Source organism: Rhizobium viscosum (assembly GCF_014873945.1).
GTDB classification, from domain to species: Bacteria; Pseudomonadota; Alphaproteobacteria; order Rhizobiales; family Rhizobiaceae; genus Rhizobium; species Rhizobium viscosum.
The window spans coordinates 1,179,482-1,195,369 of record NZ_JADBEC010000002.1; the positions used below are offsets into that span (position 1 = coordinate 1,179,482).

General features: G+C 60.6%; 13 protein-coding genes. 10 read left to right on the forward strand and 3 right to left on the reverse strand.

What is annotated here, in order from left to right; all coding sequences use genetic code 11:
• Positions 1–13 precede the first annotated feature (13 nt).
• The 3 genes from H4W29_RS26245 to H4W29_RS26255 all read left to right on the forward strand — a co-directional run bounded on the left by H4W29_RS26245 (position 14) and on the right by H4W29_RS26255 (position 3,737).
• Positions 14–1,519, forward strand: coding sequence for an FGGY-family carbohydrate kinase (locus H4W29_RS26245; RefSeq protein ID WP_192731755.1), 1,506 nt, complete (start codon positions 14–16; stop codon positions 1,517–1,519).
• A 181-nt stretch (positions 1,520–1,700) separates the two neighbouring features.
• Positions 1,701–2,534 carry a DeoR/GlpR family DNA-binding transcription regulator gene (locus tag H4W29_RS26250; RefSeq protein ID WP_192731756.1) on the forward strand — a complete coding sequence of 278 codons (834 nt, stop codon included), beginning with the start codon at positions 1,701–1,703 and terminating at the stop codon, positions 2,532–2,534.
• A 126-nt stretch (positions 2,535–2,660) separates the two neighbouring features.
• Positions 2,661–3,737, forward strand: coding sequence for a questin oxidase family protein (locus H4W29_RS26255; RefSeq protein ID WP_246517471.1), 1,077 nt, complete (start codon positions 2,661–2,663; stop codon positions 3,735–3,737).
• A gap of 16 nt (positions 3,738–3,753) precedes the next feature.
• On the opposite strand, the gene H4W29_RS26260 is transcribed toward H4W29_RS26255, so the two are convergent.
• Entirely contained in the window at positions 3,754–5,217 is a 1,464-nt protein-coding gene (locus H4W29_RS26260) for an FAD-dependent oxidoreductase (protein WP_192731757.1), read from the reverse strand.
• Positions 5,218–5,673: 456 nt separating this feature from the next.
• On the opposite strand from H4W29_RS26260, the gene H4W29_RS26265 reads away from it, so the two are divergent.
• From H4W29_RS26265 to atzF, 7 genes are all read left to right on the forward strand, one after another.
• Positions 5,674–6,909, forward strand: coding sequence for an ABC transporter substrate-binding protein (locus H4W29_RS26265; RefSeq protein ID WP_246517570.1), 1,236 nt, complete (start codon positions 5,674–5,676; stop codon positions 6,907–6,909).
• A gap of 131 nt (positions 6,910–7,040) precedes the next feature.
• Positions 7,041–7,940, forward strand: a complete 900-nt coding sequence (locus tag H4W29_RS26270) for a carbohydrate ABC transporter permease (RefSeq protein WP_192732808.1) — start codon at positions 7,041–7,043, stop codon at positions 7,938–7,940.
• Positions 7,941–7,944: 4 nt separating this feature from the next.
• Positions 7,945–8,766, forward strand: a complete 822-nt coding sequence (locus tag H4W29_RS26275) for a carbohydrate ABC transporter permease (RefSeq protein ID WP_183800303.1) — start codon at positions 7,945–7,947, stop codon at positions 8,764–8,766.
• Positions 8,767–8,776: 10 nt separating this feature from the next.
• Positions 8,777–9,925, forward strand: coding sequence for an ABC transporter ATP-binding protein (locus H4W29_RS26280; RefSeq protein ID WP_192731758.1), 1,149 nt, complete (start codon positions 8,777–8,779; stop codon positions 9,923–9,925).
• Positions 9,922–10,608, forward strand: a complete 687-nt coding sequence (locus H4W29_RS26285; RefSeq protein ID WP_192731759.1) for a cysteine hydrolase family protein — start codon at positions 9,922–9,924, stop codon at positions 10,606–10,608. Before H4W29_RS26280 ends, H4W29_RS26285 begins: the two co-directional genes overlap by 4 nt.
• The gene (locus H4W29_RS26290) at positions 10,601–11,242 is read left to right on the forward strand and encodes a cysteine hydrolase family protein (RefSeq protein WP_192731760.1); all 642 of its coding nucleotides are present in this window, start codon (positions 10,601–10,603) and stop codon (positions 11,240–11,242) included. The genes H4W29_RS26285 and H4W29_RS26290 overlap by 8 nt, the downstream gene beginning before the upstream one ends.
• 4 nt (positions 11,243–11,246) lie before the next feature.
• On the forward strand, positions 11,247–13,082 hold the full coding sequence (gene atzF, locus H4W29_RS26295) for an allophanate hydrolase (RefSeq protein WP_192731761.1): 1,836 nt from the start codon (positions 11,247–11,249) through the stop codon (positions 13,080–13,082).
• 694 nt (positions 13,083–13,776) lie between these two features.
• On the opposite strand, the gene H4W29_RS26300 is transcribed toward atzF, so the two are convergent.
• Both H4W29_RS26300 and H4W29_RS26305 read right to left on the reverse strand, forming a co-directional pair.
• Entirely contained in the window at positions 13,777–14,499 is a 723-nt protein-coding gene (locus tag H4W29_RS26300; protein WP_003594707.1) for a response regulator transcription factor, read from the reverse strand.
• Positions 14,500–14,512: 13 nt separating this feature from the next.
• Complete coding sequence (locus tag H4W29_RS26305; RefSeq protein WP_192731762.1) at positions 14,513–15,751, reverse strand: GAF domain-containing sensor histidine kinase; 1,239 nt, start codon at positions 15,749–15,751, stop codon at positions 14,513–14,515.
• Between the last annotated feature and the right edge of the window lie 137 nt (positions 15,752–15,888).

The following is a 15,888-nucleotide window of genomic DNA, read 5'->3' on the forward strand; positions in this document are numbered from 1 at the left end:
GGCGAAAGGCGTCATGGCAGCTGTCCTCGGCCTCGATATCGGAACGACCTCCACGATCGGCATCCTGGTTGGCCTGCCGGATCAGATTTTGGCAACGGCAAGCCGGCCGGTGACCTTGTCCTCCCCGCATATCGGCTGGGCGGAGGAAAACCCTTCGGAATGGTGGGAGAACGTATGCTCTCTCATCGGGGAACTGCTCGTCACCTCCGGCCTTGATGCCGGAGAGATCAGCGCGATTGGCGTGACAGGCATGCTCCCTGCCGTCGTTTTGCTCGATGCGCGCGGCAAGGTGCTGAGACCAAGCATTCAGCAAAGCGATGGGCGATGTGGCGCCGAAGTCGCCGAACTGAAGGCGGCATGGGACGAACGCGCGTTCCTGGAGAGGGCCGGAAACGGCATCAATCAGCAGCTCGTCACAGCAAAGCTGAGATGGATAGAACGGCACGAGCCGCGGGTCTTCGAGCAGATTGAAACGGTCTTCGGCTCCTATGACTACATCAACTATCGGCTGACCGGCGCCCGTTCTGTCGAGCAGAACTGGGCGTTGGAAGCCGGCTTCGTGAATATCGCAACGGATACCATTGACGAAGAGCTTGTGCGTCTTGCCCACATCGATCCACGCGTCGTACCGATAAAGCGCGCGTCTTCGGAGATCATGGGGCTCGTCGATGAACGAGGCGCCTCGGAAACGGGCCTGAGGATCGGAACCCCCGTCGTCGGCGGTGCGGCCGACATGATTGCGTCCGCACTGGGCGCAGGCGTCATCGATGCCGGCGACGTTCTCTTAAAATTCGGCGGCGCGGTCGATATTCTGACGGCCACCGACGTTGTCGCCCCGGATCCCAGGCTTTTTCTCGACTATCATCTGGTACCGGGCCTTTACATGCCGAACGGCTGCATGTCGACGGGCGGCTCTGCGCTGAATTGGTTCGTGAAAAACCTTGCGTCTGGTGAACAGCATGCAGCCGATGCCAAAGGCTGCAGCCTGCATCAACACCTCGACCATCTGGCCGAACAAAAGCCTGCCGGCTCTGATGGATTGACGATCCTGCCCTATATGCTCGGTGAAAAGACGCCGATCCATGATCCGGCAGCGCGCGGCGTGATTGAAGGGCTGACGTTGTCGCACGATATCGGTCATCTCTGGCGCGCCCTGCTTGAAGCCTATGCCTATGCCATCCGCCATCACGTCGAGGTGCTGATCGATATGGGGCATCGCCCGAAGCGCTTTCTGGTGTCGGACGGCGGCGCGCAGAGCACGATATGGATGCAGATCGTTGCCGACGTGCTTGGCGCCCCCGTGCAGCGCCTTTCGGGGCATCCAGGCTCCTGCATCGGCGCGGCCTGGAGCGCTGCGATCGGCGTTGGCCTCGAACACGACTGGCGAGGTGTCACGCGCTTCGTGCAATTTTCGGATGTCCTGGAGCCGCGCAGCGCCAATGCAACCCTGTATGACGACGGCTATCGCCGCTACCGGGAGCTCTACGATCGCATCGCACCCGTCTGGAGACCACGGTAGATACGAACTCTGGAGGATTGTAACGGCTGAAAACTGTGCACTCCACATGGCTCCATCTGAGCGGGCCTATGATTACGGTGACGATCATGTTTAATTCGAACAGATATTGATGTAAACGGCGTCCGTATGCGGCCTTCTGACGGACGAATTTCTGAAAGACGAACACGAGACGAAAATTAAGATGACGAGCGAGCAATCAGCCGCCAGATCCGGCGAACGCCCCAAATTCCTTGCCCAGGTCCGGCAGGCCGCGATCATCGAGGAGATCGGACGGGTCGGATCGGTAACGGTCAGCGATCTGGCGCAGCAGCTTTCGGTCTCTGAAATGACCGTGCGGCGCGATCTTGTCGAACTTGAGAAGGACGGCCGCCTCATCCGAACGCATGGCGGTGCGGTCAAGCCGGATCGGGCGCCCCCCCTTGCGCTCGCAGAGAATGTCGATCGCGAAGAACCGGCATTCGAGGCGCGACTTGCGCGCAATGCCACGCAAAAGCGAAGGATTGCCGCCGCCGCAGTCAGCCTGTCCCAAGCCGCGCGCAGTATTGCGATCGATGTCGGCACGACCCCCTATTTCGCAGCCGAGGCGCTTGCCGGTCGACAGCAGGTTAAGATTTTTACCAACAGCATACGTACGGCCTCCTATCTCGGCGCCAAGGGCGTGGAGACCTACCTGGCCGGCGGCCGGATTCGCGGCGAGGAAATGTCGACGAGCGGCCCCGCAGCCGTGGAGCAATTCGAGTCGCTGTGGTTTGATATCGCCTTCATTGGGGTTTCCGGTCTGACGGCGCAGGGCATCTTCGACTATTCCTTCGAGGAAACAGACATGAAGCGTGTCTATCTAAGTCACGCCTCGCAGCGCGTGGTTCTGTGCGACTCGACGAAATTCAACCGGATGTCCCTCGTTCACGTCGCCAAACTCAGCGAATTCGACACACTCGTCTGCGACGAAGCGCCGACAGGCGAACTGGCATCGGCCCTGAATGCAGCAGGCGTCGCTATCACGGTAGCCGACTGATCCAGACAGTCCGCTGTCGTCAGTCGGAATGCACGTTGCCTTTTGTCTTATCTTGTTTGATATTGTTCGAACATCGTCACGCAGCTTGGCCTAAGCGCGTTGAGTGCTGAAATCAGGGTAACGATCATGTCGCAGACAATCTCGGCAATGCAGGCAAGCCAGCTCTATCGGGACGAGGCAACGGGCACGCGATTGCGGGAGTTAATCGCTGACGTCGGCCGACGCAGCGGCGAATTCCCTGACGATCTGGCCAATCATCTGCCGATGGTTCTCGAGGCCATGGCCCGACTCGGCGCTCCGGCTGCGCGGCTCGAGGCTTACGCAGATCACTACACGCGCTCCCACGCCGTTCCGATGCAGCCGCCCGCCATATCTGCGTTGGACGACGCAACATGGCGCAGCGCTCTCGGACGACGCGAGCGAGAAGGTGACCTGCGGCGCTATTTCAGTGCAAGGGTTTCGAAGGAAGGCGGTTCGGCTACGGCACGGGCAGTCATGCCTGTGCTCGCCCCCGGAATTGCGGCCTCGGCCACTCATGGGCTGATGCGGCTCGCCTACGCATTTCTGCGCAATGACGATGCCGAGGTCGCCGCAGCGCTCGGTTACTGGGCTGCAACCTATCTCGCTTACGAGGGCATTCCGGCTGAGCGCACGCCGGATGCCACAGACCCGCTTTCCTGTCTGATTGACATGCGGGCAGACCCCGCTTTGCACAATCTCGACGCACCGACGCATCTCCTGTGGAAATGGATCGAGGCGATGGGCAAGCTTCCGGCATTTCGCGATCGTCTCGGACGGCTGGTCGCCGGTCCGGATTTCCTTGACCGCATTCGCCCGGTATCACTTGCTCTCTATGCGGGGACGATGAGCTTCGAGGCCCTGCATGCGGTGACCGGCTGCCATTGGCTGCGCCTTGTTTCCCCGAATATAGGGAAACCTCAGAGCCTCGCGGTCCATTTCTGGGAAGTCGTGATGGCGCTCTACACCAAGATCGGCATGCCGCTTCCACCAACCTCCGAAGAACTGGAGGAATGGCGCCATCTGCCGCTGCCCGCCGATGCTGAGATAGCGGCAGCCGCCGTCGCATCCGACGACGAACATGACCATTCACTCGTGTTTTCCGCCTTCGAGGAATATCGCTACACCGGCGATCGACTGTACAAAGTCGTTGCCGCGCGACGCGTCGGGCTCATCGCCGGATGATCTTAGCGCGCCGCGCTCATGGACCGATATTCGGCTGGAAATGCACCTTGTCGTAGCCGTCCAGCGATTGGAAAAAATAATCGATATTGCGCATGAACAGTCCCCGGCAAATGCCGGCGACAAGCTTCGGCACCCCCGCCTTCAATCCGGTGATACCGTTACAAACCGGACCAAGACTTGGTACCGCGGCATTGTTGAAGATATGGATATTGGCAAGCATGGATGCCGTTCCGGGAACCTTTTCGACCAGCTCGAATGCCGGACCTAGATAGGGATAGGCGAGAAGGTCGAGGTCGACCTCGCCCTTTGGCGGCACGAAGCGGTCGGCCCAGGTTGCGATCAAGCCGGAAAACCCGGCCAGTTCAGGGCGATGCGCAAGATCAATCCGGTAACCTGTTCCAAGCAGAAGGTGATCGAAGGCAAAGTCACCGACCGTCGTCTTGACGGCGATCTCGCCGTTCGCGATCCCAACCGCTTCTATTGCCGCTCCAGCCAAGAGGCGACACTGAGGAAATGCCATGGCGCGCTCATACATTTCCACTGTTGGCGGCGTCCTAAAGGCGAACATGCGACGGGTGAACCGATAGCGGCTCTCATTATCGAGATCAGAGAAGTGATTGAGGAAGCCCGGAAAATTCGACCAGTCCAGCAGTTCGGTCTTGGGCAGGGACGGCGCACGGGCAAGGAGCGTTACACTGTCGGCACCCGCCTCCAGTGCGGCCACCGCCCAGTCGAAACTGGAGGCTGCCGCGCCAATCACCCCGATCCGCTTGCGGGCAAGGCTCCGCGCCGGGATGGCCTCGCCGCTATGCGTCCAGCGCTCCTTCGGCAGCCCGTTGCGGATCACGGCGGGCACATGCAGTCTGCCGGCACCCTCCAGACCCGTCGCCAGCACTACCTTGCGACAGGATACTGCCCGCTCGCGACCGCCCTGCAGGACGCGCAGCCTCAGATGATCCCGCTCCTCCTCGATTGCAAGCAGCCGGCTGTCGTTTTCGACGCTCAACCCCAGCACGCTTCGAAACCAATTCAGATAGTTCATCCAGGCAATGCGATCGATCTTGTCGAGCCTGTCGAAGCTCTTGCGACCATGAACCGCTTCGTGCCATGCCCGATAGGTCAGGCTCGGCACGCCAAGATCCGGACCGCTCAACGTCTTCGGGGACCGCAAGGTCCGCATGCGCGCCGTCGTCACCCATGGCCCCTCCTGCCCCGCAGGCGCTGCATCGATCAGGCTGACACGTTCCACTCCTTGCCGCTTCAGGCCGAAGGCGATCGTAAGACCAGATAGGCCTGCGCCGACGATAACGACGTCGTGCAAGAGATTGGCCTCGTCGTGCGCCGGCACCCAGGCTCGCGGCGCCGCTTCGATCATCCCGAGATCGCGTCGAACCTGTCTTTCGAGCCGGAGCAACCGTGATCGCGCTGCCTTCGCGGCATCCGGGCTGGACATATCCTGCGCCGACAATGACTCCTGCATCGAGACTGACCCCCAGAATTTTCCGGAAGCGTAGCGAACATGGTTACGTTGTAAAGTGTTTGATCATGTTTCTTTTCGATTTTTTCCATCATTCCGTGTTCGTTTTCGGATCGGCATTTCGCTAAATAGCCTGCCGGAGTGTGGTGAGCCTCCCCATTACCTGTTTCACCGCATGAGCCGAAATCCATACGATAAAACAGCGATATACTGTGAAAACGGCTGCCGGGTGAAAAAACAAGCAGGTCAAGTTCATCATTTAGGCAGGATGCGACTGCTTTAGCCAAAGAGGTCGGCATTAAATTCTATTTTGTTATATATGTGATTTTTTGTTTGACTTGAAATTGAGGCGCGCTAACGTCGCTTTATAATTCACCCGCACCGGAAAGGTTGATTGTCATGACGAGAGCCTCTTCATTCTCCATGCCCAAAACGGCATACCGCCTGGCGGCCGCTGTCATGGCGCTGATGGCGACCACCGCCTACACGCAGGCAAAGTCGCTCGACGGCGTGACCCTGACGATCGCGTCGATGAACGACGGTTTTTCCAAGGTCCTGACCGAGCTGGCGCCCGCCTTCAAGGAGGAAACCGGTGCGGATATCAAGGTCGAGATCATGGACTACGGCACTTTGCTGACCAAGACGACTGCCGATTTCGTCGGCGATACCAAGGGTTATGATCTGGTGACCATGGATATCGTCTGGGCAGGCGCCTACGCCGAGAACAAGTATTCCGTAGACCTGACCGACTGGGTCAAGCGCGATGCTGCCGAACTCGATCTCGATGACATCTATCCGGTGGCGCTGAAATCGCTCGGCCAATATGACGATCACTACGTGGCTTTTCCGTTTGCCGCCTACGCCAACGTGCTCGCCTATCGCAAGGATCTTCTGGAAGCTGCCGGACTGAAGCCGCCGGCGAGCATGGAAGAACTCGTCGCCGATGCCAAGAAGCTGACGGATCCCTCAAAGAAGCAATACGGCTTCGTCGCCAACGGCCAGAAGGGGCCGGCGGTCGCCCAGGACTGGATGCAATACAACAACCAGCTCGGCGGCTCCATCCTGGACAAGGACGGCAAGCCCGCCCTCAACTCTGAAGCAAATATCAAGAGCCTCACGGTCTACAAGGAACTCTTCACCGTGGCCGCGCCTCCCGGCGCCATCGAATATGACTGGGGCGGGCGTGAGGAAAGCTTCCGCCAGGGAATGTCTGCCTTCATGCAGACTTGGTCCGTGGGTGCCGCTGCCTATTCCGATCCGAAAGTATCCAACATCGTCGGCAAGGCCGGCATTGCCGTGGCGCCGGTTGCCGCAGGCATGACGCCGCAATATGGCGTCGGCGGCTGGGGGCTTGCGATCAATGCGGATATCGATACGCCGAAGCAGGAAGCGGCATGGACCTTTATCAAGTGGGTGACGAGCAAGAAAATCCACAAGGAGTTCAATATGCTCGGCGCCGGCGGCTTCATGCGCAAGAGCGAAATGACCGATCCCGACCTTCTTGCCAAATACGACTTCCTGCCGGTGATCGCGCAAACCTACGAGAACGGCAACGGCGAATTCCGCCCGCGCATTCCGGAATATCCTGAAATTCAGGATATGCTCGGGACAGCCGTCAATTCCGTACTCGCCGGCGCTGCGACCCCGAAGGAAGCACTCGACAAGGCGCAGGAAGCAGCAGAAAAACTATTCTGATCGCTGCGCCTGCCGCCATGCCTGGCGGGCGCATTCCGCTTCGCGATCGCGCCGACCGTCAAACCGGCGCGGTCAAGGACGCAGCCTTAGGGCCGGAGCCGAGCCTGACACGAATGAACGCTGTTTTGCCGATGCCCCATCGCTTCTCCGATCGCCGCAGGCTCTTCCTGTTCTTGATGGCCGCTCCGGCAGTCGTCTACGTCGCTGCAATCGGCCTTTGGCCGCTTTCGCAAGGGATCTGGTACAGTTTCTATCGCTACAATCTTCTCCGCCCAGCCCGAACAACCTTCGTCGGCCTGCAGAACTATGTCGACATCTTCACCGATGAGACAACACGCACGGCAATTCTCAACACCTTCCAGTTCACGATTTTCAGTGTCGGTCTCCAGCTCATCTTCGGCTTCTGCCTGGCCCTCCTTCTATGGCGCGACAGCCGTTTCAATCGCGCGGTTCTCGCCTTCCTGCTGGTGCCATCGACAATCACCCCGCTCGTAGTTGGACTGATCTTCAAGGCGCTGCTTGGCGCCGACTACGGTATGATCGGCTATTTCCTGTCGGAAGCGGGCATCGGGCCGCGCACGGGCCTCCTCACCGACGCCTCAACCGCGCTCTGGGTCCTTATATTGATCGATTGCTGGGAGTGGACCCCTCTGATGACCCTGATCCTGCTTGCCGGCCTCAAGGCACTGCCGGCGGACCTGCTTGAGGCCGGGACCGTCGATGGTGCAACGGCATGGCAGCGCTTCCGCCTGTTGATCCTGCCCTTGATGCTGCCGTCGATCTTCCTCGCACTCACGCTGAGGACGATGGATGCCTTCCGTGTCTTCGATTCCGTTTTCGTCACAACGGGCGGCGGGCCGAACGACGCCACCAACACGCTGATGATGCTCGGCGTCAAGGAGGGTCTGCAATTCTTCAATGTCGGCTATGCCTCCGCCGTCGGCAACGTCACGCTGCTCTTCATCGCGCTGATAGCGACCGTCCTGCTTCTGGTCGTCCGACGCGCCGATGTCAGGATCAACGGGAGATAGGCCGATGTCACGTGTTTCCAGACGCCGTATCCTTGCCGAGCGGACCGTCGTCCTCGTCGCAACCCTTCTGTTCCTGCTTCCGGTCTGCTGGCTGATCGCGACAGCCTACAAGCCGTCGAACCAGATATTCACCGTGCCGCCGCGCCTGACCTTCGAGCCGACGCTCGACCAGTTTCGCCAGGCCCTTGCGCTGTTCGACGTCGTTTCGCTCGTCCGCTCGTCGCTGGTGATCAGCCTTGGCACGACGCTTCTTTCGCTTCTCCTCGGCGTTCCCTCAGGCTACGCTCTGGCGCGCTCCAAGGCACGCTTTGCCACGGGCTTTGCCTATTTCTTCCTGGCGATCCGGATGATCCCGGCGATCGCAGCACTGATCCCCTTTTATCTGCTCATGCGCGACATCGGCCTGCTCGGCAGCTGGTGGGCGGTCATCGTGTTCAACACCATGCTGAACTGCGCCTTCGTGACCTGGATGATGTTTTCCTACTTCAAGTCGCTGCCACCGGACATGGAAGAGGCGGCACTGACCGATGGCTGCACGCTGATCGGTGCCTTCCTGCGCGTGGCGTTGCCGTCAGTGCGCTCCGGCATCATCGCCTGCGCTCTCTTTTGCATGATGTTCTCCTGGAATGACTTCCTTCACCCGATGTTTTTGACCACCCTTGATTCAAAGCCGATCTCGGTCGCGTTGCTGACGGCTTACGGAACCAAGGACATCACCTGGGGCACGCTTGGAGCTCTTGCGCACTTTTCCACCATACCGATTGTCCTGATGGCGCTCTTCATGAACCGCTACTTCGTTCAGGGCGCGACCAACGGCGTACAGTAGGGCAGACAGCATGGCCGAAATCTCGTTTACGAACGTCTCAAAGACCTATGCCGGCGGCAAGGCCGCAGCGCTGAAGGATTTCAATCTTAAGATCACCGACGGGGAGTTCATGGTATTGGTCGGCCCGTCCGGCTGCGGAAAGACCACCGCTCTTCGAATGATAGCCGGCCTGGAGGATATCTCCTCCGGCGAGTTGAAAATCGACGACACTGTGGCAAACGATCTGTCGCCTCGCGACCGCGATATAGCCATGGTCTTTCAGTCCTATGCGCTTTATCCGCATCTAAGCGTTGCAGACAATATCGCCTTCGGGCTGAAGGTGCGCGGCGCCAAGCCTGACGTCATCGCCGACAAGGTGCGCGAAACCGCCGCGCTGCTGGAACTGACGGAATTTCTGGATCGCAAGCCGAGCCGCCTTTCCGGCGGCCAGCGGCAGCGCGTCGCCATGGGCCGTGCCCTGGTGCGCTCGCCCAACGCCTTCCTTATGGATGAACCGCTTTCCAATCTCGATGCACGCCTGCGCGGCCAGATGCGCGCGGAAATCTCGCGGCTGCAGCGCATGACGGCGGTCACCACGGTCTATGTCACCCATGACCAGGTGGAAGCCATGACCATGGGCCACCGGGTCGCCGTCATGAACAAGGGAACATTGCAGCAGCTTGATACGCCACGGGCGCTCTACGACCAGCCGCTCAACATGTTCGTCGCCGGCTTCATCGGTTCCCCGCCAATCAACTTTCTGGAGGGCAGGCTGGTCACACATGACAACGGCCCGGCCGTTGCAATCGGCGAATTCCTGTTGCCGCTCGCGCAACAGGGCGAGCGAGCGGCCCGCCGCATCGATCAACGGGTCGCGATCGGCATCCGGCCCGAACATCTGAAACTATCTGACAATGCCGGTATGCCCGGCACGATTTCGGCGAGAGCCTCCTTTGTCGAGGACCTGGGAGCCGATCTGCTCGTCCACATGGATGACAAGGGAACGGCTGCGAGCGGTGCCGTCGTCATGGACGACGAGCGTGACATGATGAAATCGGCGCCGAGGCTGAAAGCGCTCGTCGACGGCAGTCATCGTGTGCGGCGCGACGACCGTGTGACATTCTCCGTGGATCCGTCGCTGATCCTGCTGTTCGATCCGGAAACCAGAGTTCGCCTGTGAGCAACGTATCGACTGCGACCTTCTGGCCCCTGGGCGGCACGGTTTCCAAAACCGGTATCGCATTGATCATCATCGACATGCAGATCGACTTCTGCGCAGCCGGTGGCTGGGTCGACCAGCTTGGCGAAGACGTGTCAAACACCCGTTCGGTGATCGGGCCTATTGCCGAGGCACTTGCTGCTGCCCGCGCCGCCGGCCTGACCGTCATCCACACCCGCGAGGGACATCATCCGGACCTTTCCGATCTCAACGCCAACAAGCAATGGCGAACGCGCCGTCATGGGTTGGGGATCGGCGACATGGGAAAGACCGGCCGAATACTCGTTCGTGGTGAGCCAGGTTGGCAGATCATTCCGGAATTGACACCGATCGACGGGGAGATCGTCATCGACAAGCCCGGCAAGTCCTCGTTTCATCGGACCGATCTTGCCGAGCAGCTCGAACGCCTCGGCATTTCACGGCTCGTCGTCACCGGCGTGACGTCGGATTGCTGCGTACAATCGACCATCCGCGACGGCTTCGAGCACGGCATCGAATGCGTCCTTCTGGAAGATTGCACGGCTGCTGTCGAGACCCGAAACCATGAGGCGACGCTGGAAATCCTTCGGGCCTTTGGCGGGCGCTGGGGTGGCGTTGCCGATCGGACTGCTTTTGCCGCCATGCTAGAGACGGCCGATGATTGAGAGCTTGACGGACCATTTCGCGCGGATTGACGCCAACCCCTATGCGTGGCCCTTCGACGGTGAATGGTCACCCGGTGATACGGCCCTTCTGCTCCTCGGCTTCCAGAGTGGCATCGTCCGCGGCCTCGCCGCCGAAGCGGAGCGCGATGTCGCCATCCGCTTGATCGAGGCGGCCCGCCGTCGCGGTCTTGCCATCATCGCCTCCAGGCGCGGACAGGATCGCGAAGGCGGCGCTATCGCACGGCGACGTGCTGCCCTTGGCGATGAAGTTTCCACAAAAGGGAGCCTGGACTGGCAGTTCGATGACGGCATATCGCTTCCGGCCACCGCCATCGTCATCGATCATGCCGGCGACAACGCTTTCTTCGGAACCGGCCTTGAGGACATTCTCCGTCGGCGCACAATCCGCAACCTTCTCGTGACCGGCCTGCCGACCGATGGGCTGGTGCACGCTACGCAGCGCGCGGCAAACGACATGGGTTTCGAATGCCTGACCGTCATTGACGCCTGTAAGGGAACCTCTGCAGCCCGCCATGACGCGCAGCTGCGCATAACCACTTTCGGCAACGGTCTTTTCGGCGCGATCGCCTCAGCCGCCGCTGTCGAGACGGCTCTCGGAAATCATCAGGAGTGAAACCATGTCCGAACTCAATTGGTCCGACGCGACGGGAAGCCTCGACCTTTCGACACTCTCGTCTGCCTATGCGGCCGGGACGCTGACGCCGATGCGCGTGGTCAACGCGATCTACGATCGGATCGCGGCGCGCGGCGAAGACCACGTCTGGACCTATCTCGTGTCGCGCGAGACCGCTCTCGCGGCGGCACGAGCGCTTGAGGCGGAAGGCTATGACGACCGGCCACTATGGGGCATTCCGTTTTCCGTGAAGGACTGCAATGACATTGTCGGCCTCCCCACCACGAATGCCCTGAAGGAAGGTGCCTATATCGCGACATCCAGCGGCCAGGCGCTGGACCGGATCTTCGACGCTGGCGCCATTCTGATTGGCAAGACCAACATGGATCAGTTCGGCATCGGCCTTGTCGGCATGCGCACGCCTTATGGCGCCTGCTCGTCGGTCTTCGATGACCGCTTCATCTCGGGAGGCTCGAGTTCCGGGTCGGGCGTGTCGGTCGCGGCGGGGCTGTCGTCCTTTTCCGTCGCAAACGACGCTGCCGGCTCTGGTCGCGTGCCAGCCGGTTTCAACAACATCGTCGGCATCAAACCGACGCCCGGCCTCGTCAGCAATGCCTGCGTGTCCGGCGGGGGCTGCGTCAAGACGATCGAGACGCTTGCAATCTTCTCCCTGACCGTCGAGGACGGCATGAGCATCCTCAGGCTGATTGCCGGGTACGACCCTTCATACCCATTCTCCCGGCCGGAAGCGGACGCCGTTCCGCTGATACCCGCGCCTGCGCAGCCGCGTTTCCGCTTCGGCGTGCCGGCAGGCGAAGCGCTTCGCTTCTTCGGCGACACCGAGGCTGAAAGGCTTTTTGGCGAGGCGATAGCGCGACTGACGGCGATCGGAGGAGAAAAGGTCGAGGTGGATTTCGCTCCTTTTGAGGAAACGCAGCGCATACTCTACGAAGGACCATGGATCTCCGAAAGAGCGTTGAGCCTCGACAGCGTGCTCGAGAAGCATGGCGAGGCGATCCATCCGATCACGCGGCAGATCCTGTCGAAATCCGCTAACTTTACCGCCGGCGACACCTTTGCGGCCATTCACAGGATCGCCGAACTGAAGCGCGATACGCGTCACCTGTGGGACGACATCGCCGTGCTCCTGGTTCCAACGACACCGACGATCTACACCAAGGAAGAGATTGCCGCCAATCCCATTCAACTCAACAGCAATCTCGGCATATACACCAATTTCGTGAACCTGATGGGGCTGTGCGGCATCGCCGTTCCCAACGGCTTCCGCAAGGACGGCCTGCCGCTTGGCGTTACCTTCCTCGCCGCTGGTTTCGGCGAGGCACGAGCAGCCGGTATCGCGGCTGCGTTCCACAGGGCAACCGGGCTCAAGCTCGGCAAATTCGACAACCCCTACCCGAAGCCTGCTGACGCATCCCTGCCCAACGGCTATCGTGAAATTGCGGTCGTCGGCGCACACCTTTCGGGCATGTCACTCAATCACGAACTGACGCAACGAGGTGGCCTCTTTCGCAGAGCCACCCGAACCAGCGGCGATTATCGTCTCTTCGCATTGAATGGCACTATTCCGCCCAAGCCCGGCCTGATCCGGGATGTCTCGAACGGTGCCCCGATCGATGTGGAGGTCTGGGCATTGCCCGTGGCAGACTTTGGAGACCTCATCGATCGGATTCCAGCGCCATTAGGCGTGGGAAAGCTCTCGCTGGAGGATGGTTCTTCCGTCACCGGTTTTCTGTGCGAGGCGAGCGCAGTCAAAGAGCAGCCCGATATCACCGCTTACGGGGGCTGGCGCCGATACGTGGAAAGCATGGCCATAGAGTGAACTCGAACAATTATTTGCTTTTGGAGCACCTGCAGGTGGCGGACGCGCAGCTCGCCGAAAACGATCCAACTCGGCTTGCCAAATTGATTACGAACATCACCTCAACGAGACAGACCCGAAATCTAGTTTATCCGTAATTGTTATGCCCTCGAACCAGCATTGAGACCGAGGGACGCAAGATCCGTTTATCGGCGGGGATCACAGTGACCGTCGAAATCAAAACGTATCGCGCGCACTTTGACGTTCGCGCTCCTGCCACGCCTGACATGCTCGGCGAAGACGCGACTCCAACGGAGCGGGCAGCGGGGCTTACTGCAATAAGGGGTGAATTTTGGATACTGAGATTGATGACGTTCAAAGGCCGGCATTTCGATCAGTCTCGCTGGGTCGTCGTTCGTATTCATCAAAACGCATCGCACCGGATCGCAGTTTTGGCGCTTATGGCGTGCGTCAGCGTTGTGCGGGGGCAGGATTTGAACAAGGGTCTTGATAGAAGCCGAACGGCCACCCCCCGCGCAACGAGTGCCCTGCACAAAATGGATGCTCTCCGAATACGGCCACTGTTTTCGAGTTTTGACAGCGCAAGCTGACGCTGACGCCCAGCGTCCGGCCTTTCAGCTTTGTCGATGAAGAGGCTACTGCGTTATCGCGTTATCTTTGACTTTCGCCGACAAACGTGACAACGCCACGGAAACTACTTTCCATCAAGCCACTCCTGCAATTCTGCCTCAGCCCGCTCCAGAGCGCTGTAGTTCAGGAGTTTGCGCAGGAAAGCGACGGTCACGGCGCGGGCGCGGAGATTGAAGCGGCCGTCCTCGTGGTCGTCGCCAGCGCTCTGGTAGACGTCGAGCTTATCATAGAGTTGCTGCAGGCGGTTCTGCACGCTGCGCAGCGACAGGCCCCTGCGTTTGGCGATTGCCCGGTCCGTGAGGCCCAGCGCGATATCGACGAGGATTTCGTATTCGGAATCGGTGAAGCCGTTGGTCTGGCCGAGGCTCTTCTGTTGCAGACCACGCACCTCGCGGTCGATGACGCACTGGCTCTCGATGAAGATCGAGCGCAATGCAAGCTTCAGCCGTTCGTCTGAGGCGGATTTCAGGACGTAGCCATAGGCGGCGCCATCCGGGACGATGCGCGAGACGCCGCGCACATAGGCCTCGTCCGAATAATTCGACCAGAAAAGGATGCGGGTCTCCGGCCGCTCCTTCCAGATCGTGCGCGCCGCCTCGATGCCGTTGCGGCTCGCCATCTGCAGGTCCATGACGATATGCGCCGACTTGTGGTCGCGGGCGAGTTTCTCACCGACGGTTCCGTTTTCCGCCTCGATCACCGTGTCGCATTCCGGCAGGGCTGCGTTGACAGCTTCGTGCAGGTAGGACCGGTGCAGTGGGTCGTCCTCGACGATCAGAACCTTCATCACGCCGTTCTCCTCAGTTTGGCCCGCTTGCCGGGTCGTGCGGGCCAAGCGGCAGCACGACGCGCACCGCGGTCCCGCGATTGTTGTGGCCGGGCCCGGTCGTAAAGCGCGCCGAGATCAGCCGCGCACGGGTCTTCATGTTGTCGATGCCGCCGCCGATCCGTCCCCGCGCCTTGGCGAGTCCGGTACCGTCGTCGGAGATCTCGATCGACAGCCGTTCGTCGTCGGCCTCGAGCCGCACCAGGACGGTGAGCGGGGCGGCATGGCGCACCGCATTGTTGATCGCCTCCTGGGCGATGCGGAACAGCGCGACGCTGACGGTCGGCTCCAGTTGCTCCAGTGCGCCATGCGTCTCGTCCACGAGGCCCCATTCGATAGCCGATCCGCTGTCGCGGGTCGACCGGTCGAGATGATGTTCGATCGCCTGGGCGAGGCCGAAGAGCTGGAGCACGGAAGGTTTTGCCTGCTCGATGATCTGCCGGAGATCCTGCATGCAATGCTGCAAGGAGCGGGAGACGGGCTCCAACGCCTCGGGCGCCACCTCCCCGTTGCGCGACAGCCTGTCGATCCGGCGGGCGAGCCGCGTCAGGTCGGCCAGCGTCTGGTCGTGAAGGTCCATGCCGATCCGCTGGCGTTCCTGTTCCAGCGCTTCGGTCAGCTTCAGCGCGCCTTGCCGCAGCCCCTCCTCGCGGGCGCGGGCCTCCGCCTCCACGATGGCCGAGCGTTGCGCGTGCTCAGCAGCCCTCAGCGCGAAGAAATAGGGCGTCAGCAGGTCGGCGATGATGCGGGCGCGTTCGATATCCTCCATCGTGTAAATGCCGGCTGTTTGCGAGGAACAGGAGAGTGCGGCGATAATCGTGCCTTGCACTTTCATCGGCACATGCAAGCGGCTCCTCAGCGACTGTTCGACTATCGGCCGTTTGAACGCGCCCTCGAAGTGGAAACGTGGATCCGTCATGGCGTCGTCCGCCAGCAGAAAATCCACTTCGCCCCAAAGCAGCGAACGGATAGGGCTGTTGACGACAGGCGCGCCGGCAAGTTCACCCCAGGCAGTCTCGATGCCTGTCTCATAAGCCGTGTGATAGTTGCCACCTTCGAGCAGCACGCAGACATCGAGATGGTCGTGGGGGATGATATGGGCGACTTCGGCGGCGACGGAGCGGATGGCCGAGCGGAAATCGAGCTGGCCCGCGAGCAGCCGGGAAATGCCGAGATAGTGGTCAAACATGGCTGCGGGTGCGAGATGCAGCATCGTCAATTTCTCCCCGAGACGGCAGCGGGCTCCTCAACCCGCCGCGATCCTTTCCCAGTAAGCGCCGCGAAAGCGCCGCCGTCTTGCGTAAACCCGCAGCTTGTTGCGCAAAACCCGCAAACGACTTGCCGCCTTGC